Here is an 18,391-nt window from a genome sequence, read left to right on the forward strand (position 1 = left end):
TATGATTATTTTGCTGCACTGCGGCAATCGAGTGGTTCGATCAGCGCATGCGCCAGTCTGATCCTCCCCCGCCAGGGGGAGGTGGCGCGAAGCGACGGAGGGGGAGGAACATGCCACGCCGGTTGCGCGGGCCTCCCCCTCCGTCAGGCAAGTGCCTGCCACCTCCCCCTTGCGGGGGAGGATCAAGGGAATGGCGTCCTTGCTGGCCTTCCGGACCGCCCTGCCCTAAAGCGCCCGCACATTCTTATACCAAGGGCATATCATGGGTTTTCGCTGCGGCATCGTGGGGCTGCCGAACGTCGGCAAGTCCACTCTCTTCAACGCGCTGACCGAGACGGCCGCGGCGCAGGCGGCGAACTATCCGTTCTGCACGATCGAGCCGAACGTCGGTAACGTCGGCGTGCCCGACAAGCGGCTCGACGCGCTCGCGAAGATCGCCGGATCGCAGAAGATCATCGAGACGCAGTTGGGCTTCGTCGACATCGCCGGCCTCGTGCGCGGCGCGTCGAAGGGCGAAGGGCTCGGCAACCAGTTCCTCGGCAACATCCGCGAGGTCGACGCGATCGTCCACGTGCTGCGCTGCTTCGAGGACGGCGACGTGACGCATGTCGACAACAAGGTCGATCCGATCGCCGACGCCGAGACGGTCGACACCGAGCTGATGCTGAGCGATCTCGAAAGCCTCGAGAAGCGCGTGCCGAACCTCGCCAAGAAGGGCATGCAGGGCGACAAGGAAGCCAAGATCGGTGCCGCCGTGCTCGGCCAGGCGCTCGAACTGCTCCGCGAAGGCAAGCCCGCGCGGCTGACCGTGCCGAAGGACGAGGACGAGGCGCGCGTGTTCGCGCAGGCGCAGTTGCTGACCGCGAAACCGGTGCTGTACGTGTGCAACGTCGACGAGGGCGATGCGGCGAACGGCAATGCGCTGTCGGCACGGGTGTTCGAGAAGGCGAAGGCCGAGGGCGCCGAGGCGGTCGTGGTGTCGGCGGCGATCGAAGCGGAAATCGCGACGATGCCCGCCGAGGATCGCGGCGAGTTTCTTGGCGAGCTGGGGCTGGAGGAGACTGGCCTCGCCCGCGTCATTACCGCCGGGTACAAGCTGCTGCATCTGCTGACGTTCTTCACGGTCGGCCCGAAGGAGGCACGCGCCTGGACCGTCCACGAGGGCGCGACCGCACCGCAGGCCGCGGGCGAGATCCACGGCGATTTTGAAAAGGGCTTCATCCGCGCCGAGACGATCGCGTTCGACGACTTCATCGCGCTGGGTGGCGAGTCGAAGGCGCGCGAGGCGGGCAAGCTGCGCGCGGAAGGCAAGGCGTACGTCGTCCACGACGGCGACGTGATGCACTTCCTGCATAGCTGACGGCTTGGCGGCGGGTCAGCGATAGTTTTCGCAGGCTATTCCGTCGCCGTCGCCGTCCATGCCGGCGCGGTAGCCCGGCTGGCCGCGGTGGAGCGGCGCGGCCCCCGCCGCCCGCACTTCGCCACACCCGCTGTAGAATACCGAGCTTTCTGACTGAGAACTGGTTGAAGGGCGGGCCGGTGGCGATGATCCCAAAGCCGGCCGAACGACGTTGTAGGGCTCGGCGTCAGCGACTCGTCGTACAGGCGCGACAACGTGTCGCCGCACCACCGGCGGCGCGACAATCGCCATATTGGGGACCGCCTTGGTATCGACGATAGTCGGGGCAGGAACGGGCTGCGGCTCGGTGGCTTTCCAGACACCGGCAAACATCAATGTCGAGGCGATCGCCGTGACCGCGATAAAGGAACGCTCCATGACGCCACTATACGGGCGTACTAGTTGACGAATATTATCGATGGTTGCTGCCTTAACTGCCGAGACAGTAGATTACACGATTTCCATTGCGGCAGATTAGCCCCGGTTCAGCACGGACCATGCCAGAACACACCGCGGCTTGGTTCCGAGTAGCAAGCTGCGGGCATCGGAAGGTTCGCTTTGCTGACCGGCACATCGTAGCCATAGCCACCATCGAAATATGCTTTGGTCGTGATATCCACGCCCCAGGTGTGGACCGTTACATCTTCAGGGTAGAGGTCGGCGATAGCCGCAGGCCATTTTCCCTTCGAGATTTTTCTCCAGTTTTTTGGTCGTTCCGCCGGGTATTTTTTCATCAGCGCCTGAGCCCCGGCTCGAATCGCCGCAAGTTTGTTGGCATCGGAAATGGGCCGGTTGCAACCACTGAGAAGCGACATAACCGCCAACATGGTAAGCATAGTTGTCGCGGATCTCGATCTGTCCATCAGGTATCCAAGCACATCCATCAACCGTCCACTATCAGCCGTTAGCCGTTGCTCTTGGTAAGATCAGGCAATGCCAATGGTCGTCTTGCGGCCTTGCGACTTGCTGCGGCGACTATGACGGCGCTGGACAGGAGGATGCTGGACACTAGCGCGCCGACTGACAGCAGGCCGACGGTTGTTACCGAGGCGTCGAAGGTGGTGCGCTTGCCGATCCGGATCGAGACTTTGGCGGCGGGAGTGCTCGGGGTTTTGGTTCGTTCGGGGTGCGTTGGGGTCTTCATGGGCGGAGGCTGAACCTTTCGCGGCTTTCGGGCAAGGCTGCGATTTGGCGCGACCGCGGCTTTGAGGGTTCGAGAAACCGTGAGGTTGTCGCGGGTCGTGCGTGGGGTTAGACCGGCGGCATGCTCGCGCGCCTGATCTTGGCCTTGCTCCTTGCTGCGTTTGTGTTTCCTGCGGTGGCGCCGGCGGCGTGTCATGATGCGTCTGCTTCGCGCGGGCATGCCGTTGTCATGGACATGGCGGCGATGGGCGGGACGCACGAGGCAATGTCGAGCCATCGGCCGGATCACGAGGCGCCCGACCGGAAGGCTACGCCGCTGCATGGATGCATCGGGTGCGTGCCGCCTTCGAACTGGAATACCGCCCGGGTGCTCGGCATGGCGTTGCGGGAGCCGGCTATGGTGACCGAGCGGGCGGCGGTGCTGGATCTTGGGGCTGGCGTCGCGCCGGCTTTGCGGCCTCCGCGAGAGGCTTGATCGTCGGGTGTTGAGGCACCGTGATTTTCAGGCTTTTCCAAGGATATTAATTATGACTCGATCGAGGTTGCTCGCGGCTGGTGCCGTGAGGGCGATGCTGCTTGCGGGCGGTGTCGTAGCGGCGGTGGTGCCGGTTGGCGCGGTGGCGCAACATGCCATGGCCATGCCGGGCATGACGATGCCGGATACGGCTTCCACGAAGATGGTGAAGAAGACCAAGTCGCGGCCGATGGCTAAACGGTCGGGTGCGCGTTCGGCTGCTCCGGCGGCTCAACCATCGCAGTCTGGCGGTATTGTCGATCATTCGACGATGGACCATTCGGCGACGGGGCACCCTGCTCCGGTCACGCCGCCGGCTCCGGCCGCACCGGCTGCGATGCCGGACGCCATGCCGGGGATGGATCATGCGCAGATGGATCATTCCGCGATGCCTAAGATGGCGATGGATCATGGCGCGATGGGGCATGCGATGATCGCCGATCCCACCTACCGCGAGGCGTCCGATGCGGCGCTGGCGCAGATGCCGGCGGGCTCGGCGATGGCGGGGATGGCGATGGGGACGTCGGCCGGGTTCTACAGCCAGGGTAGCGGGACGTCGCGGCTGCCGGCGGCCGAGGGGCCGATGCGCGGGTATATGGCGCAGGTCGGCGAGTGGATGCTGATGGCGCATGGCTATGCGTGGGGCGTCGCGACCGACCAGGGGGGCCCGCGCGGGAAGACCGAGGCGTTCGTGCAGTCGATGGCGATGCTGATGGCGGATCGCGACCTGGGCGACCGGTTTCATATCCAGTTGCGGACGATGAACAGCCTCGAGCCGCTGATGGGCGCGCGCGGCTACACCAATCTGTTCGCGACGGGTGAGCTGGCGAACGACCAGCCGCTGGTCGATCGGCAGCATCCGCACGACCTGTTCATGGAGCTTGCCGCGAAGGTCGATTATCGGCTCGGGAACGGCAACACGGTGTTCCTGTATGGCGGGCCGGTCGGCGAGCCGGCGCTGGGGCCGAGCGCGTTCATGCACCGCGGGTCGGCGCGGTATCAGCCGATGTCGCCGACCACGCATCACTGGTTCGATTCGACGCACATCACCTACGGCGTGGTGACGGCGGGGTATGCGACGCCGGCGTTCCAGCTGGAGGCGTCGGCGTTCAAGGGTCGCGAGCCGGACGAGCATCGCTGGAATATCGAGACGCCGCGGCTCGATTCGTGGAGCGTGCGGGGGACGTGGTCGCCGTCGCCGTTCTGGGCGGTGCAGGTGAGCCATGGCCATCTGAAGGAACCCGAGGCGCAGCATCCGGGGGAGGACGAGAACCGCTCGACCGCGAGCGTGCAATATGCGCGGGCGGGGCTCGCGACGACGTTTGCGTATAGTCTCAAGGACCGGGTGCCGGGGGAGAAGCTGAGCGCGTTCCTGGCGGAGGCGACGTATGAGCTTTCGGCGCGGCATGCGGTGTTCGGGCGAGTCGAGAACGTGGCGAACGACGAGCTGTTTCCCGACGAGGGCGATCCTTTGCACGATCGGAAGTTCCGGGTGACCAAGGCGGAGGTCGGGTATGCGTACCGGGTGCCGATCGTCGGGCCGCTTGGGTTGGCGCTTGGCGGGACGGTGGCGGCGTATGCGAAGCCGGCGGCGCTGGAGGCGGCGTATGGGAAGACGCCGGTGAGTTGGACCTTGTTCAGCAAGCTGGCGGTGGGGTTGTAGGCTGCATAACATCGGACAGCACCTCTTGTTCTCCCGTGAAGGCGGGAGCCCAGTCTGGGTCCCCGCCTTCGCGGGGAAACAAGCGAGGATAAGTTCGCCCCGCACGGATCGCTTTCTCTCATCGTTCGTGCCGAGTAAGGACCGCGCGAAGTCGCCACCTGGTCGGGACGAACGGTTATGATGAAGAACGCGCTGGCTCTCCTCGGTTCTGCACTCGGGCTGACGCTCGCCGGGTGCGCCTATCCATACACGCCCCCTGCCCTTGCGCCGATTACCGCGCCTCCTCCGACCACGACGGCCGCCGCGGCGATGCCGGGCGAGGTCCGGGCGCCGGTCACGATCCTTGTGTCGATCGACGGGTTTCGGCCGGATTATCTCGATCGTGGCGTAACGCCCAACCTCAACCGGCTGCGTGCGGGCGGGGTGTTCGCGAGCATGCGGCCGTCGTTTCCGAGCATTACCTTTCCCAATCACTGGACGCTGGTGACGGGGCTTCGGCCCGACCGCAGCGGGATCGTCGGCAACAAGATGGAGGACCCGGCGCGGCCGGGGGAGACGTTCACGATGGCGACCGACGATCCGTTCTGGTGGAGCGAGAGCTCGCCGATCTGGGTCGATGCGGAGAAAGCCGGGATCCGGACCGCGACGATGTTCTGGCCGGGCGCGAATGTCGCCGTCGGGGGCAAGGTGAAGCCGGACAGCCACGGCGCGATCGACGGCGGCACGCGACCGGAGGACTGGCAGCAGTTCAATCAGCAGGTCTCGGGGACGCAGCGGGTCAACGCGGTGCTCGACTGGATGCGGCGGCCTGCGGCGATCCGGCCTAAACTGGTGACGCTGTATTTCGATACGGTCGACAGTGCGGGTCATGCGGGCGGGCCGGAAAGCGCTGGCGTGACGCAGGCGGTGGCGGATGTCGATGCGAGCATTGGCGCGCTGGTCGATGGGCTTGCCGCGCTGGGGCAGCGGGCGAACCTGGTGATCGTCGCCGATCACGGGATGGCGGCGACTAGCAGTACGCGGGTGGTGGCGCTCGACGCGATCGCGGACAAGGCGGACTATCGTACCGTCGAGACCGGGCCGTACGCGACTCTGTTCGCGGTGCCGGGGCATGAGGCGGCGCTGGAGGCGCGGTTGCTGACCCGCCACGATCATCTGCAATGCTGGCGCAAGGGGGAGATTCCGGCGCGCTTTCATTATGGACGCAACCCGCGCGTGCCGAGCTATCTGTGCCTTGCCGATGTCGGCTGGCGGGTCGATCCGAGCGCGCCGACCAAGGCTTCGGTCGGCGGGATGCACGGCTATGACAACATGGCGCCGGAGATGCGGGCGCTGTTCATCGCCAACGGGCCGGCGTTTGCGCGCGGCAAGACGATTGCGAGCTTCGACAACGTTGCAATCGAGCCTTTGCTGCGCGATCTGATCGGGTTGCCGGCCGAAGCGGGACTGGACGGCACCGACGCACCCTTCCAGAAGGTGCTGCAACGATAAGAGGAGAGGTTGTGCAGTATTTCGAGGATATCGAGGTCGGTCGGACCGCGTCGTTCGGTTCCTACGCGGTCACGCGCGAGGAGGTGATGGACTTCGCCGCGAAATACGATCCGCAGCCGTTTCATCTGTCCGACGAGGCGGCGGCGCAGACGCATTTCGGGCGGTTGTCGGCGAGCGGCTGGCATACGTGCGCGATGGTGATGTCTATGGTCGTCGCGAACCTCAAGGAGAACCAGCAGGCGGGGCTCGGGTCGCCGGGGATCGACGAACTGAAGTGGGTGAAGCCGGTGTATCCGGGCGACACTTTGCGGTGCGAGACCGAGATCCTGGAGAAGCGGGTGTCGGCAAGCCGGCCGGAGATGGGGATCTTCAAGAGCCGGATGCGGGTGTTCAATCAGGACGACGTGATGGTGATGACGTTCGTGTCTAATGGGTTAGTGGCTACCCGCCCTGCTGGCACGCCGACCGGTTGATTGGCGGTCGATCGCCCCTCACGTAATCCGGCTCTTCGTCTGACGTTGGTGTTTTTCACGCGAAGGCGCGAAGGCGCTAAGAGAAGATTTGTTCACGCGGAGACGCGGAGACGCGGAGGCGCGGAGAGATTTGGGATGGCAGAGCTTCGTCGTGGACTTCCCTGTCGCGATGAGTGGACCGTGCCGTTCCTGAGCTACTCTCCGCGTCTCCGCGCCTCCGCGTGAAAACTAGTCCTTCTCTTCGCGCCTTCGCGCCTTCGCGTGCACCAAACCTGCTCTAGTTACTGCGCCGGACGACCGCCGCCGCGGTTGCCGCCGCCCTGACGACCGCCGCCTTGCCGTCCGCCCCCGAAACGCTGGCCGCCGCCGCCGCGATTGCCTCGGAATGCGCCGTCGCCGCGATTGCCGCGGAAGCCGCCTTGCGCTTGTGGCTGCTGGGGGTTTGTGACCTGGCCGGGCTGAGCAGGCTGCCCGGGCTGACCGAACTGGCCGCGATCGGGACTACGGCCACGATCCCAGCCTTGGCCGGGACCTCGCCCGGGACGGCCGTTGCCGAACTGGCCCTGACCGGGGGTGCCGGGGTTGCCCTGGTAGCCCGGGCGATTGCCGCGCCAGCCGCCGTCTCGGCCGCCATTGCCGCGGTTGCCGAAGCCTCCCCAGTTGCCGCGACCGCCGTCGTTGTGGTTGCCGCGATACTGCTGGCGGCCCTGCCAATAGCGCTGCTGGTTGCCGTTCCAGCGGTGCGGACGACGGTAGCGGTCGTAGACGTACACGCCCGAGCCGGGATAATAATAATCGCCGCTCCAGCCGTAATAGGAGTTCAAGCCGCCATAGCCTGCGAAGCCGTCGTAGCCGCCGCCGTAGCCTGCGCCGTAATAGCCGTCGTAGCCGCCGCCGTAGCCTGCGCCGTAATAGCCGTCGCCGTAGCCACCACCGTAATAGGGATCGCTGGCATAGCCGACGCCCGCGCCGCCATAGCCGTACCCGTCGGTGCAGCCTGCGACGCCTAGTCCGAGACCCAAGGCTAGGCCGATAATGCCGAAGCGCTTCAAAAACATGGAAGTTCTCCCGTACGTGGAGAGCGGACACAACGCGCCGCCATTCATCGCATAACGGAGTCGGTATGTCGCAAGTTCCATGAATGGGGTCTGACGGGGTTTCGTTTGGTGGTGAGCGCCTGTGCGGGCTAGGCGCACTCCCCTTGCTGTTTCCTCGCGAGCGCGGGGGTCCAGGGTGACGGTATGCTACGGTATTTAGCTGGGCCCCCGCTTCCGCGGGGGAACGGCTATGTGGTTATGTCTTCCGAGCCGTCAGTGGCCGGGGAAGTGGATCAGGGCGGTTGCTTCGATGCCATCCGAGCGGAGCGCGTCTGTTCCGCCGAGGTCGGGAAGGTCGACCAGGAACTGGGCTTGCGTGACCACGGCGCCGGCCTTGTGGAGCAGGCGGACTGCCGCGCGGGCGGTGCCGCCGGTGGCGATCAGGTCGTCGACCAGCAGGACGCGTGCGCCAGGGGCGAAGGCGTCGGCGTGGATCGCGATGCGGTCGGTGCCGTATTCGAGCGCATAGTCCTCTGCGATGGTGGCGCCGGGCAGCTTGCCGTCCTTGCGGATCAGCAGGACGCCGGCCTTTAGCGGGGCGGCCAAGGCGGCGGCGAAGAGGAAGCCGCGGGCTTCGATTCCGGCGACTAGGTCGACGGTGCCGGAGACTGCTTCGACCATCCGTTCGATCGCGGTCGCCCAGCCTGCCGGGTCGAGCAACAGTGTGGTGATGTCGCGAAACTGGATGCCGGGCTTGGGGAAGTCCGGGATGGTGCGGATCAGGGCTTTCAGGTCGGCGTTGCGCGCGTCGGTATCGGACATGGGCGTTCCCTTCTCTCCGCACGGGGCGGTGGACGTGCCGACACGCGACGCTGCGCTACGGCCAAAACGAAAGCGGCGGATCAGGCTATTTGCCCGTCCGCCGCTCCCTTATCCGTGCGCCCTTACCGCGGGAGCCGGGCCGTCATCAATGCTTAACGTCGCGCCAGACGTTCTGGTAGGCGCCCCAGGCCAGGCCGCAGAAGATCAGGATGAAGATGATCGACGCGAACCCGGCGGCATGGCGCGCCTCGAGATTGGGCTCGGCGGTCCAGGTCAGGAACGCCGAGACGTCGGTCGACATCTGCTCCTTCGTCGCCTTGGTCCCGTCCGCGTAAGCGACCTGGCCATCCGACGTGAGCGGTGGCGGCATCGCGATGTTGAGGTTCGCGAAATACGGATTGTAGTGGAGCCCGGTCGGCGTCTTGATGTCCGGGAACTCCTTCAGCAGCGCGGCGGGCTGCGTCGTGTAGCCGGTCAGCAGCGAGTGGACATAGGCGGTGCCGTCCTCGCGCGCCTTGGTGATTAGCGACAGGTCGGGCGGCAGCGCGTTATTGTTCGCGGCGCGCGCGGCGATCTCGTTGGCGAACGGCGACGGGAAGCGATCCGACGGGATGTTCTTGCGCGTTGCCGGCTCGCCGGTCTCCGGGTTGATCGACGGCTGCTCGATCACCCACTGGTTGGCGATCGCCTTAACCTCGGGGTCGGTATAGCCGATCTTGGTCAGATCGCGGAACGACACGAGCCGCAGCGAGTGGCAGGCCGAGCAGACTTCCTTGTAGACCTGGAACCCGCGCTGCAGCTGGCGACGGTCGAACTTGCCGAACACGCCGTTAGAGGCGAGCTCGATTTCCTTGGGGTGCTTGTGCGCGACGCTCTCCGCGGTCGGCGCGACGGGGTCGGTGATGACTCCCGCCACGCTGCCGAAGAGCGCGATGCCGAGCACCAGCACGAAGGCCGCGCCGACGATGGAGGCGATGAGACGAACCATGTGTGTGTCCTCTAGTTCGTATCAGTGCGCGGCGTGCGGCGCGGAGGGCGCACCATGCGACGTGGGCGCCGTCGACAGCGCGGTTTTGGCCGGGCTGGTGCCGCCATGCTTGTTCAGCACCGCCTCGGTGATCGAGTACGGCAGCGGCCGCGGACGCTCGGAGCGCGAGATGATCGGCAGGATGATCAGGAAGTGCGCGAAATAATAGGCCGCGCAGATCTGGCTGAGGATCACGTAGAACGCGTTGGCCGGCGCACCACCGCAATACCCGAGCACGAAGATGTCCGCGACCAGCACCCAGAACGCGATCCGCGCCTTGGGACGGTAGTTCATCGAGCGAACCGGCGAGCTGTCGAGCCAGGGCAGGAAGAACAGCAGCAGGATCGAGCCGAACATCGCCAGCACGCCCCAGAGCTTGGCCGGCAGGATGAAGTCCGCGGTGAAGGCGCGCAGGATCGCGTAGAACGGCCAGAAATACCATTCGGGAACGATGTGCGCGGGCGTCGAGAGCGGGTTCGCCGGAATATAATTATCCGGGTGGCCGAGATAGTTCGGGAAGAAGAACAGCAGGCCAGCGAAGATCAGCATGAAGATGCCGAGCCCGAAGCCGTCCTTCGCCGTGTAATAGGGGTGGAACGGGACGGTGTCCTGCTCACCCTTGACGTCGACGCCGGTCGGGTTGTTCGAGCCCGGGATATGCAGCGCCCAGATGTGCAGGATGATGACGCCCGCGATCACGAACGGCAGCAGGTAATGCAGCGAGAAGAAGCGGTTGAGCGCGGCGTTGTCGGGCGCGAATCCGCCGAGCAGCCAGATGCGGATGGTGTCGCCGACCAGCGGGATCGCCGAGAAGAACCCGGTGATGACCTGCGCGCCCCAGAAGCTCATCTGGCCCCAGGGAAGCACGTAGCCCATGAACGCGGTCGCCATCATCAGCAGGAAGATGACGACGCCGAGCAGCCACACCATCTCGCGCGGCGCCTTGTACGAGCCGTAATAGAGCCCGCGGAAGATGTGCGTGTAGACGACGATGAAGAACATCGAGGCGCCGTTGGCGTGGGCGTAGCGCAGGAACCAGCCGGCGTTGACGTCGCGCATGATGCTCTCGACCGAGTCGAACGCGACCCCGCCGTTGGCGGCGTAGTGCATCGCCAGCACGATGCCGGTGACGATCTGGATCGCCAGCGCGGCGCCGGCGAGGACGCCGAAGTTCCAGAAGTAATTGAGGTTGCGCGGGACGGGATAGCCGCCGCCGAGTGAATTGTAGACGAGCCGGGGAACGGGAAGCCGCTCGTCCAACCACCGCGTCAGCGGCAGCTTCGGTTCGTATTGCTTGGCCCAGGGAAAGCTCATGTCGTTTTCCTCAGCCTACCGTGACGACGGTGTCGGAGTTGAAGGCGTAGTCCGGAACGTGGAGGTTCGACGGAGCGGGGCCTTTGCGGATGCGCGCGGCGGTGTCGTAGGCCGAGCCGTGGCACGGGCAGAAATAGCCACCGAACGGCCCTTTGTTTTCGCCCTCGCCCGCGCCGAGCGGAACGCAGCCGAGATGCGTGCAGACGCCCAACGTGATCAGCCAGTTCTTCTTGCCCGCCTTGGTGCGCTGCTCGAGCGTCTGCGGATCGCGCAAGGTCGAGATGTCGACCGCGTCGGCTTCCGAGATTTCCTTCGGCGTCAGGTTGCGCACGAAGAGCGGCTGCTTGCGGAATGACGTCTTGATCGCCTGGCCGGGGAGGATCTTCGAGAGGTCGATCTCGGTGGTCGACTGCGCGAGCACGTCGGCGCTCGGGTTCATCTGGTTGATCAGCGGCAGGACGATCGCGACCGCGCCGACACCGGCGAAGGAGACGGCTGCGATGTTGATGAAATCACGGCGGCGAGGATCATGGGCCTCTTCGTGAAACGGCTCTGGCGATTCGCCGGGGGGAACCATGTCGTCGACTATCGCCATTCATCTCGCCCTTGCACGTTATTTTTTTCGTGGCCTGGCGGGGTTTTCGGTTTCGACGAACCGTTGCCCACCCTGCCCGACCGTCCCCACGGAGGCTGGCCTTTGATAGACGGCGGGGTGCGGGTTTGCCAACTGCATTTTGCTTTGGGTTACCACCCGGCCCTCGGCACGCTAAGGGATCGGGCATGAGAATTGCCCTGTATCAGCCCGATATCGCCGGAAATGTCGGCGCGATCCTGCGGACCGCCGCGTGCATGGGGATCGGCGTCGACCTGATCGAACCGATGGGATTCACCTGGAGCGAGAAGGCGGTGGCGCGATCCGGGATGGATTATGTCGGCGCGGTCGACGTGGTGCGGCATGTCGATTGGGATGCGTTCCTGGCGCAGGTGCAGGGGCGGATCGTGTTGCTGACGACGAAGGGCGCGGTGCGGCTGGATGTGGCCGAGTTTCGTAGCGACGACGTGTTGTTGATGGGGAGCGAGGGGACTGGGGTGCCCGAGGACGTGCATGCGCGCGCCGATGTGCGGGTGCTGATCCCGATGCGGCCTGGGTTGCGGTCGATGAATATCTCGGTGGCGACGGGGATCGTCGCGGCGGAAGCGTTGCGGCAGACTGGCGGCTGGCCCGCCTAACGTCTGTGGGTGCGGGGCGCTCCGTCGCCAACGCCCGTCATCCTGACGAAAGTCAGGATCCAGAGCCACAAAAGGCCGCGTTCGTTACCCTGGATCCTGACTTTCGTCAGGATGACGGAAATTCGGGCACGGTCGCGCTTCCAGGCGGCCTGCCCCCTCCCCGTTCCGGGGAGGATTTGGTAGAGACCCGCGCATGACCGATCTCGACCCCCAACAAGCCGCCGCCCGAACCTGGTTCGAATCCCTGCGCGACCGTATCTGCGCGGAGTTCGAGGCGATCGAGCGGGAGGCGGGCTCCGACGCGTCGTTCGAATACACCCCCTGGGACCGGATCGATCCATCGGGCGAACCGGGTGGTGGTGGCGTGCGCGGCGTCATGAAGGGCAAGGTCTTCGAGAAGGTCGGCGTGAACGTCTCGACCGTCGGTGGCACGTTCGAAGGCGACTTCGCCAAGTCGATCCACGGTGCCGGCGACGACCCACGGTTCTTCGCGACCGGGATCAGCCTGGTCGCACATATGACCAACCCGCATGTGCCCGCGGTGCACATGAACTGCCGCTTCCTCAACACCACCAAGCGCTGGTTCGGTGGTGGCGGCGATCTCAATCCTCCCTTGCCGATCGAGGAGGATACGGCCGACTTTCACGCGACGATGAAGGCAGCGTGCGATGTGCACGACCCGGCCTATTACGAGCGGTTCAGGGAATGGGCGGAGACCTATTTCTACATCCCGCATCGGAAGGTGAGCCGCGGCGTCGGCGGGATTTTCTTCGATCATCTCGACGGTGATTTCGAGAGCAATTTCGCCTTCACGCGCGATGTCGGCGAGGCGTTCATCGACGCCTATCCGCGGATCGTGCGGCGGCGGATGGATACGCCATTCGATGCGGCCGAGGAGGCTCAGATGCTCGAATGGCGCGGGCGGTATGCCGAGTTCAATCTCGTCTATGACCGGGGGACGCTGTTCGGGCTGAAGACCGGCGGCAACATCGATGCGATCCTGATGAGCCTGCCCCCTCGCGCTACGTGGTCGTGATCCGGTGGCGCTGATCCCGGTTGCCGACGACGTCCTTGCGACGATCGTCACGACGCTGGAGATGCGGACGCGGCCACCGCTGCGGCCGAGCCCGGGATCGCGGTTGCGGCTGGTGAAGTGGGAGCGGCCGGCGCTGGAGAAGTATCGCGCGCTGTTTCGGCGGGTGGGGAGCCCGTGGCTGTGGTTCTCGCGGCTGGTGATGGCGGACGACGTGCTGGCGGGGATCGTCCATGATCCGGGGATCGCGGTGTATGCGGTGCTCGATCCGGCGGGGATCGAGGTCGGGATGCTCGAGCTCGATTTCCGCGAGGCGGGCGCGTGCGAGATTTCGTATTTCGGGTTGATCCCGGAGCTTGCGGGGCAAGGTCATGGGCGGTGGCTGATGGCCGAGGCTTGCGCGCGGGCCTGGGCGAAGGGGGTGGAGCGGGTCTGGCTGCACACCTGCACGCTCGATCATCCTAGCGCGCTGGGGTTTTATCGGGCGCAGGGGTTCGTGGCGGTGAAGCGGACGATCGAGACGTTTCCCGATCCGCGGGCTTCCGGGTTGTTGCCGCCGGAGACGGCGCCGCAGATTCCGTATTTGGCTAAGCGGGGGTAGGCAGAAAGACATGTTTCCCCGCGAAGGCGGGGACCCAGACTGGGCTCCCGCCTTCGCGGGAGAACAAGAGGCAGAGGGTTTACTGCCTTGGCAAACGCTGAGCCCTGCGCCTTACCTGGCCAAGCGGCGGTAGGCGGAGATCGCGATCAGGGCCATCGCTATACCGGCCGCCATCGCCGCCACCGCAGCGCCGGCATCGACGATCGCCAGCGCGACCGGGTTGGCCTGCCCGCCGTCGCGCAGCGCCTTGTCGGCCATCATGAACGGCGCGCCGACGAGCCAGCCGCTGATGTAGCTGAACGCTGCCAATCCCATGAGCGGGAGCCCCGAGCCTCGGCTAAGCGTGAAGCTGCGTCGGATCGCAGCCAGCGCACCAAGCGGGGCTTCGGCGAACATTGCCGGGCCGGTCAGCATCGTCCGGCCGAGGATGTAGAGGCCGGGGATCGCGTATAGCAGCAGCCCTGCGCCGGCCGGCAGCGACACGATCACCATCGCGAGCAGGAAGCGCGGGAAGATCCGCAGGCACCGCGTCAGGCTTGCACGCAGGTCGAGATGCTCGCGATCGAGATACAGCGCGTAGAACAAGGACGTGCCGAAGAAGCTCATTACATAGGCGAGCAGGTACCAGCCGCCATGCGCCGCCGCCCAGGTCTGCACCGCATCGGCCCAGACCATCGCCTGGGCTTCGTTGTTGCCCGCCGCCGCGTCGGGCATCGGCGGATCGGGCACGACCAGCGCGAGCGCGAACGCGGGCAGGAACAGGAACGGTGCGGCGATCCGTAGCAACAGGTCGCGGTCGCGCTTGAACAGCGTCCAGGCGTCGGTGAGAACAGTCGCGAAATCAAGCTTCATGGGACGGCGTGTTTCTCTCTGGTCGCGACATAGAGCTGCGCGGTGAAGACGGCGGCGAGCGCCGTGAAGGCGGTGGTGACGATCGAGCCTGCAACCCCCGCAAGGAAGGCCGCCGTCGCGACCGAATCCGCGCCTAGCACGAGTCGGAAGACGATACCCGTGACGGACTGCGCCGCACCGGTCGCGACCAGCAGCACGATGCAGAACAGCACCAAGACGCCGATGATCCGCCAGGTCATCCCCTTGGTCAGCTGGATCGACCGACGGATCGCGCCGACACCGAGGCGTTCGTTGAGAATGACCGGATTGAGCAGCACCAATCGCGCGCCGATCCAGAGCAGCACGAGTAGATAGGCCAGACCGTAGAGCGCGGTGAAGCTGGCGGCACCGACGCTAGGCGACGTCATCTGCGCGCTGGAGCCACTGGCGGCGGCAGCGAAGTCGAAACCGGACTGGACCAGAACGACGATCGGCGGCACCGCGAGGAGAGCCGCGACAATCGTCAACAGGACGGTGATGCCAAGCGCCGGCACGACGCGCGCGCTCCCTTGCCGACGTGCGGACGCGGCTTCAACCGCCGGATCGGTCGCGATCGCGACGATCGAGAGTTGCGCCCAGATCATCGCGACGAGCGCGCCGATCGTCAGGACTGCGCCAACCAGCATCGAAACCGGATTTGCGCGCGACGTGAACGCAACGAATCCGTCCCGCACGACCGTCGGCAGCAACATGCCGAGCACCGCGATCCGCGCGATCATGCCGGTGCGCCCGTTGAGCACCTCGACCGTGCGATCCCAGACCGTTCCCATCTTCACGCGTGCGTTGACTATGCCCGTCGTCGCGCCTGTCGTCGCCATGCCTGTGCTCCCGCCATTCCCGTTCCTGCGCGAGGTAGCCCAAGCCCTCGCGCTTGACCACATGGTTGAAACGCTCGCCGCGGTTGCAACTTCGGATGCGGGTGCGCAATTGGGATCGGTGACCACCCGTACCCTCTCCGATATCGAATGGCGGACCAGCGTCGGCCTTACCCCTTACGCGGACGCGCTGGCCCAGATGGAGGCGCGGGCGGTAGCCGTCGGCGTGAACGAGGCGCGCGAACTGCTGTGGATGCTCGAACATCCGCCGGTCTACACCGCGGGCACCAGCGCCGAGCCGGGCGACCTGATCGACGCGCGCTTTCCGGTGATTCCGACCGGGCGCGGCGGGAAATACACCTATCATGGGCCGGGGCAGCGGATCGGCTATGTCGTGCTCGACCTGACCAAGCGCGGGCGCGACGTGCGGTGCTACGTCCACGCGCTCGAATCCTGGGTGATCGCAGCGCTAGGCGAGCTGGGCGTCGAGGCGTTCGCGGTCGATGGCCGGGTCGGCATCTGGACGCTCGATCGGGGTCGCGAGGCCAAGATCGGGGCGATCGGGGTGCGGGTCAAACGCTGGGTGACGCTCCATGGCTTCTCGGTCAACGTCGACCCGGACCTGTCGCACTTTGGTGGTATCGTGCCCTGCGGCCTTCCGGAATACGGCGTTACCAGCCTGCAATCGCTCGGCATTCCGGCCGACCTTGCAACTTTCGACGCGGCCCTGGCGTTGACGGCCGATGCTTTCCTTGAAACAGTTTCTTGTCCTTGAGAAAACGAGGCTTGAGGGCAAAGCGTTATCGGATTAATGTCCACTACGATTTGGGTATTAAGGGCGAGCAGCCAGCCAAATCCTCTATCTAGGGAGCTTCCACATGCGTGCACTCATTTCCAAGGTTCTGACCGGTTCGCTGATCGCCAGCGCAGCACTCGCTGTTTCGGCTTGCGGTCCCAAGACCGAGACCACGACCGACAACACGATGGTCACCGACATGAACGCCACTGAGGGCATGGACACGATGTCCGACAACATGACCGCAGTCGACGGCGCGTCGAACGGTGGCATGATGGCCAACGACACCATGATGGCGAACGACACGATGATGTCGAACGACACCATGATGACGAACAACGCGATGACCACCAACGCAATGTAATTTCCGCAAGGAAACTACGACGTTGTGGAGGGCCGCCCGGGCAACCGGGCGGCCCTTTTCGTTATTGGTGGTGCGCGATGGGTTTCGGCGATCGAAGCACGTGCGGGAGCACCCCCACAGCTCCGCTGTCGAGCGATCGTTTCGGCGCCGACGGATTTCTGACGTTCCCACCCGGCAACGGCGTCGGACGACAGGTCGAAAAGGTTAAAATCGCTTGGGAGTTTCACGGAAACGCTTTAGATTCGATCACTTGGAATGCCCTGGGGAGGTTGGAATGAAGGTGTTGCGTACCGCGCTCGCGCTCTGCGTGGCGTCGAGTGGGCTCGCTGTGGCGCAGTCGGCGTCGGCGCAGTTCTTTTTACAGTCGCGCGATTTCTCGGGCGCAGCCGTCACCGGTGAAGAATCCGACCTTGGCCAGGCCCTGCCCGGCGCGACGTCGGCGGAGATGCGGGCGGCGTTGGTGTGGCACATGCGTGCGGCGCTCAACGTCGCGGCGTTGCAGTGCCAGTTCGAACCGACGCTGTTGACCGTGCCGAACTACAACTCGATCCTGGCCGATCACGGCGAAGAGCTGAAGGGGGCGTTCGATACGCTGACCAAGTACTTCGTGCGCGTGAACAAGGCGGCGGGCCCCAAGGCCGGCCAGACAGCGCTCGACCAGTTCGGGACGCGGACCTATTCGAGCTTTGCCACCGTGGCCGCGCAATACGGCTTTTGCCAGACCGCAGGGTCGATCGGGCGTGATGCGGTGTTCGCACCGCGCGGTCATTTCGCCGACGTCGCACTGGCGCGCTCGCGGGAGTTGCGCAACAGCCTGATCCCGTGGGGGGAGCAGCGCTTTCCCCGGTACATCGGTCGCGAACGGGGAGCACCGATGATGATCCGCCTCGATCCGATCTGCTGGAACAAGAAGGGCGAATGGGTCGTGAAGAAGTGCGGCGCGCAGAACTGGCCGCCGGTCGGTTTGGGTATGGCGACTCGCTGAGAGGGCTGGCTCGGGGGTTGAGTGATCTGGAGAAGTACCTCCCAGTCCTCACCCTTCGCACCTGGCAACCGGCCGCCGGGCCTTCCCTTTGTTCAACATCCTGATCACCTAGCGTTACGCAATACCCACGCGAGAGCTGGAGTGGTGCGTGAGGCTAGGGTTAGCGCAGACCGAGCAGCTTGTGCGTCTGGAGCGACAGTCGCCATTGCGGGCGTTCCATCACCAAATCTACGCACGCCTCGCGGTTCGCATCCGCCCGCGGATCGTCGAGCGGCTGGAGCAGGAAGTTCTCGAAGTCCCAGGTTTCGACTTCCTCAATGTCACTGCCCGGCTGCGGCCAGACGAGCTTCAGCTCGTGCCCGGCGCGCTGGACGACGATGCTGCCGGCCTTGGGGCTGATGCAGATCCAGTCGATTCCCGGATGCGCCGGGATCGTGCCGTTGCTCTCCATCGCGATGCGGAAGCCGTACGCATGCAGCGCATCGACGATCGCGTCTTCGATCTGGAGCATCGGCTCGCCACCGGTCAGGACGACGAATCGATCGTGCACCCCTTCTCCCCAGAAGCCCGCTACCGCTGAAGCCAAAGCTTGCGCGTCGGCGAACTTGCCGCCGCCAAGCCCGTCGGTACCGACAAACTCGGTATCGCAGAACTTGCACACCGCGGTCGCGCGGTCCTGTTCGCGGCCCGACCACAGGTTGCAGCCGGCGAACCGGACGAACACTGCGCGGCGACCGGCGTTGACGCCCTCCCCCTGCAACGTGAGGAACATTTCCTTGACGGCGTAGCTCAT

General features: G+C 65.2%; 22 protein-coding genes. 11 read left to right on the forward strand and 11 right to left on the reverse strand.

All coding sequences use genetic code 11. From position 1 onward, the window contains the following. The first annotated feature begins 262 nt into the window (after window positions 1–262). Entirely contained in the window at window positions 263–1,360 is a 1,098-nt protein-coding gene (gene ychF, locus J4O76_RS09865) for a redox-regulated ATPase YchF (RefSeq protein WP_056047251.1), read from the forward strand. A 15-nt stretch (window positions 1,361–1,375) separates the two neighbouring features. On the opposite strand, the gene J4O76_RS09870 is transcribed toward ychF, so the two are convergent. From J4O76_RS09870 to J4O76_RS09880, 3 genes are all read right to left on the reverse strand, one after another. Continuing rightward, window positions 1,376–1,777, reverse strand: coding sequence for an excalibur calcium-binding domain-containing protein (locus tag J4O76_RS09870; RefSeq protein WP_426281569.1), 402 nt, complete (start codon window positions 1,775–1,777; stop codon window positions 1,376–1,378). A 107-nt stretch (window positions 1,778–1,884) separates the two neighbouring features. Continuing rightward, complete coding sequence (locus J4O76_RS09875) at window positions 1,885–2,214, reverse strand: hypothetical protein (RefSeq protein ID WP_426281570.1); 330 nt, start codon at window positions 2,212–2,214, stop codon at window positions 1,885–1,887. Window positions 2,215–2,303: 89 nt separating this feature from the next. Further along, complete coding sequence (locus J4O76_RS09880; protein ID WP_156362362.1) at window positions 2,304–2,543, reverse strand: hypothetical protein; 240 nt, start codon at window positions 2,541–2,543, stop codon at window positions 2,304–2,306. 120 nt (window positions 2,544–2,663) lie between these two features. On the opposite strand from J4O76_RS09880, the gene J4O76_RS09885 reads away from it, so the two are divergent. The 4 genes from J4O76_RS09885 to J4O76_RS09900 all read left to right on the forward strand — a co-directional run bounded on the left by J4O76_RS09885 (window position 2,664) and on the right by J4O76_RS09900 (window position 6,683). After that, window positions 2,664–3,017 carry a hypothetical protein gene (locus tag J4O76_RS09885; RefSeq protein ID WP_426281572.1) on the forward strand — a complete coding sequence of 118 codons (354 nt, stop codon included), beginning with the start codon at window positions 2,664–2,666 and terminating at the stop codon, window positions 3,015–3,017. Window positions 3,018–3,069: 52 nt separating this feature from the next. After that, the gene (locus J4O76_RS09890; protein WP_426281573.1) at window positions 3,070–4,719 is read left to right on the forward strand and encodes a hypothetical protein; all 1,650 of its coding nucleotides are present in this window, start codon (window positions 3,070–3,072) and stop codon (window positions 4,717–4,719) included. Window positions 4,720–4,899: 180 nt separating this feature from the next. Then, complete coding sequence (locus J4O76_RS09895; protein ID WP_426281855.1) at window positions 4,900–6,210, forward strand: ectonucleotide pyrophosphatase/phosphodiesterase; 1,311 nt, start codon at window positions 4,900–4,902, stop codon at window positions 6,208–6,210. Window positions 6,211–6,221: 11 nt separating this feature from the next. After that, window positions 6,222–6,683 carry a MaoC family dehydratase gene (locus tag J4O76_RS09900; protein WP_056488626.1) on the forward strand — a complete coding sequence of 154 codons (462 nt, stop codon included), beginning with the start codon at window positions 6,222–6,224 and terminating at the stop codon, window positions 6,681–6,683. A gap of 281 nt (window positions 6,684–6,964) precedes the next feature. Here the strand turns inward: J4O76_RS09900 and J4O76_RS09905 are convergent, their stop codons facing one another. From J4O76_RS09905 to petA, 5 genes are all read right to left on the reverse strand, one after another. Further along, window positions 6,965–7,741, reverse strand: a complete 777-nt coding sequence (locus tag J4O76_RS09905; protein ID WP_426281575.1) for a hypothetical protein — start codon at window positions 7,739–7,741, stop codon at window positions 6,965–6,967. Window positions 7,742–7,993: 252 nt separating this feature from the next. Beyond that, a complete protein-coding gene (locus J4O76_RS09910; RefSeq protein ID WP_426281578.1) occupies window positions 7,994–8,542 on the reverse strand; it encodes an adenine phosphoribosyltransferase in 549 nt (182 codons plus the stop codon). Window positions 8,543–8,687: 145 nt separating this feature from the next. Further along, the gene (locus J4O76_RS09915) at window positions 8,688–9,530 is read right to left on the reverse strand and encodes a cytochrome c1 (RefSeq protein ID WP_426281580.1); all 843 of its coding nucleotides are present in this window, start codon (window positions 9,528–9,530) and stop codon (window positions 8,688–8,690) included. Between the two features lie 21 nt (window positions 9,531–9,551). After that, window positions 9,552–10,883, reverse strand: a complete 1,332-nt coding sequence (locus J4O76_RS09920) for a cytochrome b (protein WP_426281582.1) — start codon at window positions 10,881–10,883, stop codon at window positions 9,552–9,554. A gap of 10 nt (window positions 10,884–10,893) precedes the next feature. Beyond that, window positions 10,894–11,460, reverse strand: a complete 567-nt coding sequence (petA, locus tag J4O76_RS09925; RefSeq protein ID WP_056489394.1) for a ubiquinol-cytochrome c reductase iron-sulfur subunit — start codon at window positions 11,458–11,460, stop codon at window positions 10,894–10,896. Window positions 11,461–11,663: 203 nt separating this feature from the next. Between petA and J4O76_RS09930 the strand changes: the two genes are divergently transcribed. The 3 genes from J4O76_RS09930 to J4O76_RS09940 all read left to right on the forward strand — a co-directional run bounded on the left by J4O76_RS09930 (window position 11,664) and on the right by J4O76_RS09940 (window position 13,747). Next, a complete protein-coding gene (locus J4O76_RS09930; RefSeq protein ID WP_426281583.1) occupies window positions 11,664–12,113 on the forward strand; it encodes a tRNA (cytidine(34)-2'-O)-methyltransferase in 450 nt (149 codons plus the stop codon). Window positions 12,114–12,306: 193 nt separating this feature from the next. Then, the gene (gene hemF / locus J4O76_RS09935; RefSeq protein WP_426281585.1) at window positions 12,307–13,149 is read left to right on the forward strand and encodes an oxygen-dependent coproporphyrinogen oxidase; all 843 of its coding nucleotides are present in this window, start codon (window positions 12,307–12,309) and stop codon (window positions 13,147–13,149) included. Window positions 13,150–13,153: 4 nt separating this feature from the next. Next, a complete protein-coding gene (locus J4O76_RS09940) occupies window positions 13,154–13,747 on the forward strand; it encodes a GNAT family N-acetyltransferase (protein WP_426281586.1) in 594 nt (197 codons plus the stop codon). Window positions 13,748–13,858: 111 nt separating this feature from the next. Here the strand turns inward: J4O76_RS09940 and J4O76_RS09945 are convergent, their stop codons facing one another. Together J4O76_RS09945 and J4O76_RS09950 are read right to left on the reverse strand one after the other, a co-directional pair. Then, window positions 13,859–14,599 carry a hypothetical protein gene (locus J4O76_RS09945; protein ID WP_426281588.1) on the reverse strand — a complete coding sequence of 247 codons (741 nt, stop codon included), beginning with the start codon at window positions 14,597–14,599 and terminating at the stop codon, window positions 13,859–13,861. After that, window positions 14,596–15,456: a hypothetical protein gene (locus J4O76_RS09950; protein WP_426281590.1), complete on the reverse strand. Its 861-nt coding sequence runs from the start codon at window positions 15,454–15,456 to the stop codon at window positions 14,596–14,598. Before J4O76_RS09950 ends, J4O76_RS09945 begins: the two co-directional genes overlap by 4 nt. Between J4O76_RS09950 and lipB the strand changes: the two genes are divergently transcribed. From lipB to J4O76_RS09965, 3 genes are all read left to right on the forward strand, one after another. After that, on the forward strand, window positions 15,428–16,228 hold the full coding sequence (gene lipB, locus J4O76_RS09955; RefSeq protein ID WP_426281591.1) for a lipoyl(octanoyl) transferase LipB: 801 nt from the start codon (window positions 15,428–15,430) through the stop codon (window positions 16,226–16,228). The two genes, J4O76_RS09950 and lipB, sit on opposite strands and share 29 nt — an antisense overlap. A gap of 103 nt (window positions 16,229–16,331) precedes the next feature. Beyond that, the gene (locus J4O76_RS09960; protein WP_056065069.1) at window positions 16,332–16,613 is read left to right on the forward strand and encodes a hypothetical protein; all 282 of its coding nucleotides are present in this window, start codon (window positions 16,332–16,334) and stop codon (window positions 16,611–16,613) included. Window positions 16,614–16,887: 274 nt separating this feature from the next. Further along, on the forward strand, window positions 16,888–17,598 hold the full coding sequence (locus tag J4O76_RS09965) for a hypothetical protein (RefSeq protein WP_056488597.1): 711 nt from the start codon (window positions 16,888–16,890) through the stop codon (window positions 17,596–17,598). Window positions 17,599–17,758: 160 nt separating this feature from the next. Here J4O76_RS09965 and queE read toward each other — a convergent pair whose 3' ends face one another. Beyond that, window positions 17,759–18,391: a 7-carboxy-7-deazaguanine synthase gene (gene queE / locus J4O76_RS09970; protein WP_426281593.1), complete on the reverse strand. Its 633-nt coding sequence runs from the start codon at window positions 18,389–18,391 to the stop codon at window positions 17,759–17,761.

This window comes from Sphingomonas sp. NFX23 (genome assembly GCF_049887795.1).
GTDB lineage: Bacteria > Pseudomonadota > Alphaproteobacteria > Sphingomonadales > Sphingomonadaceae > Sphingomonas.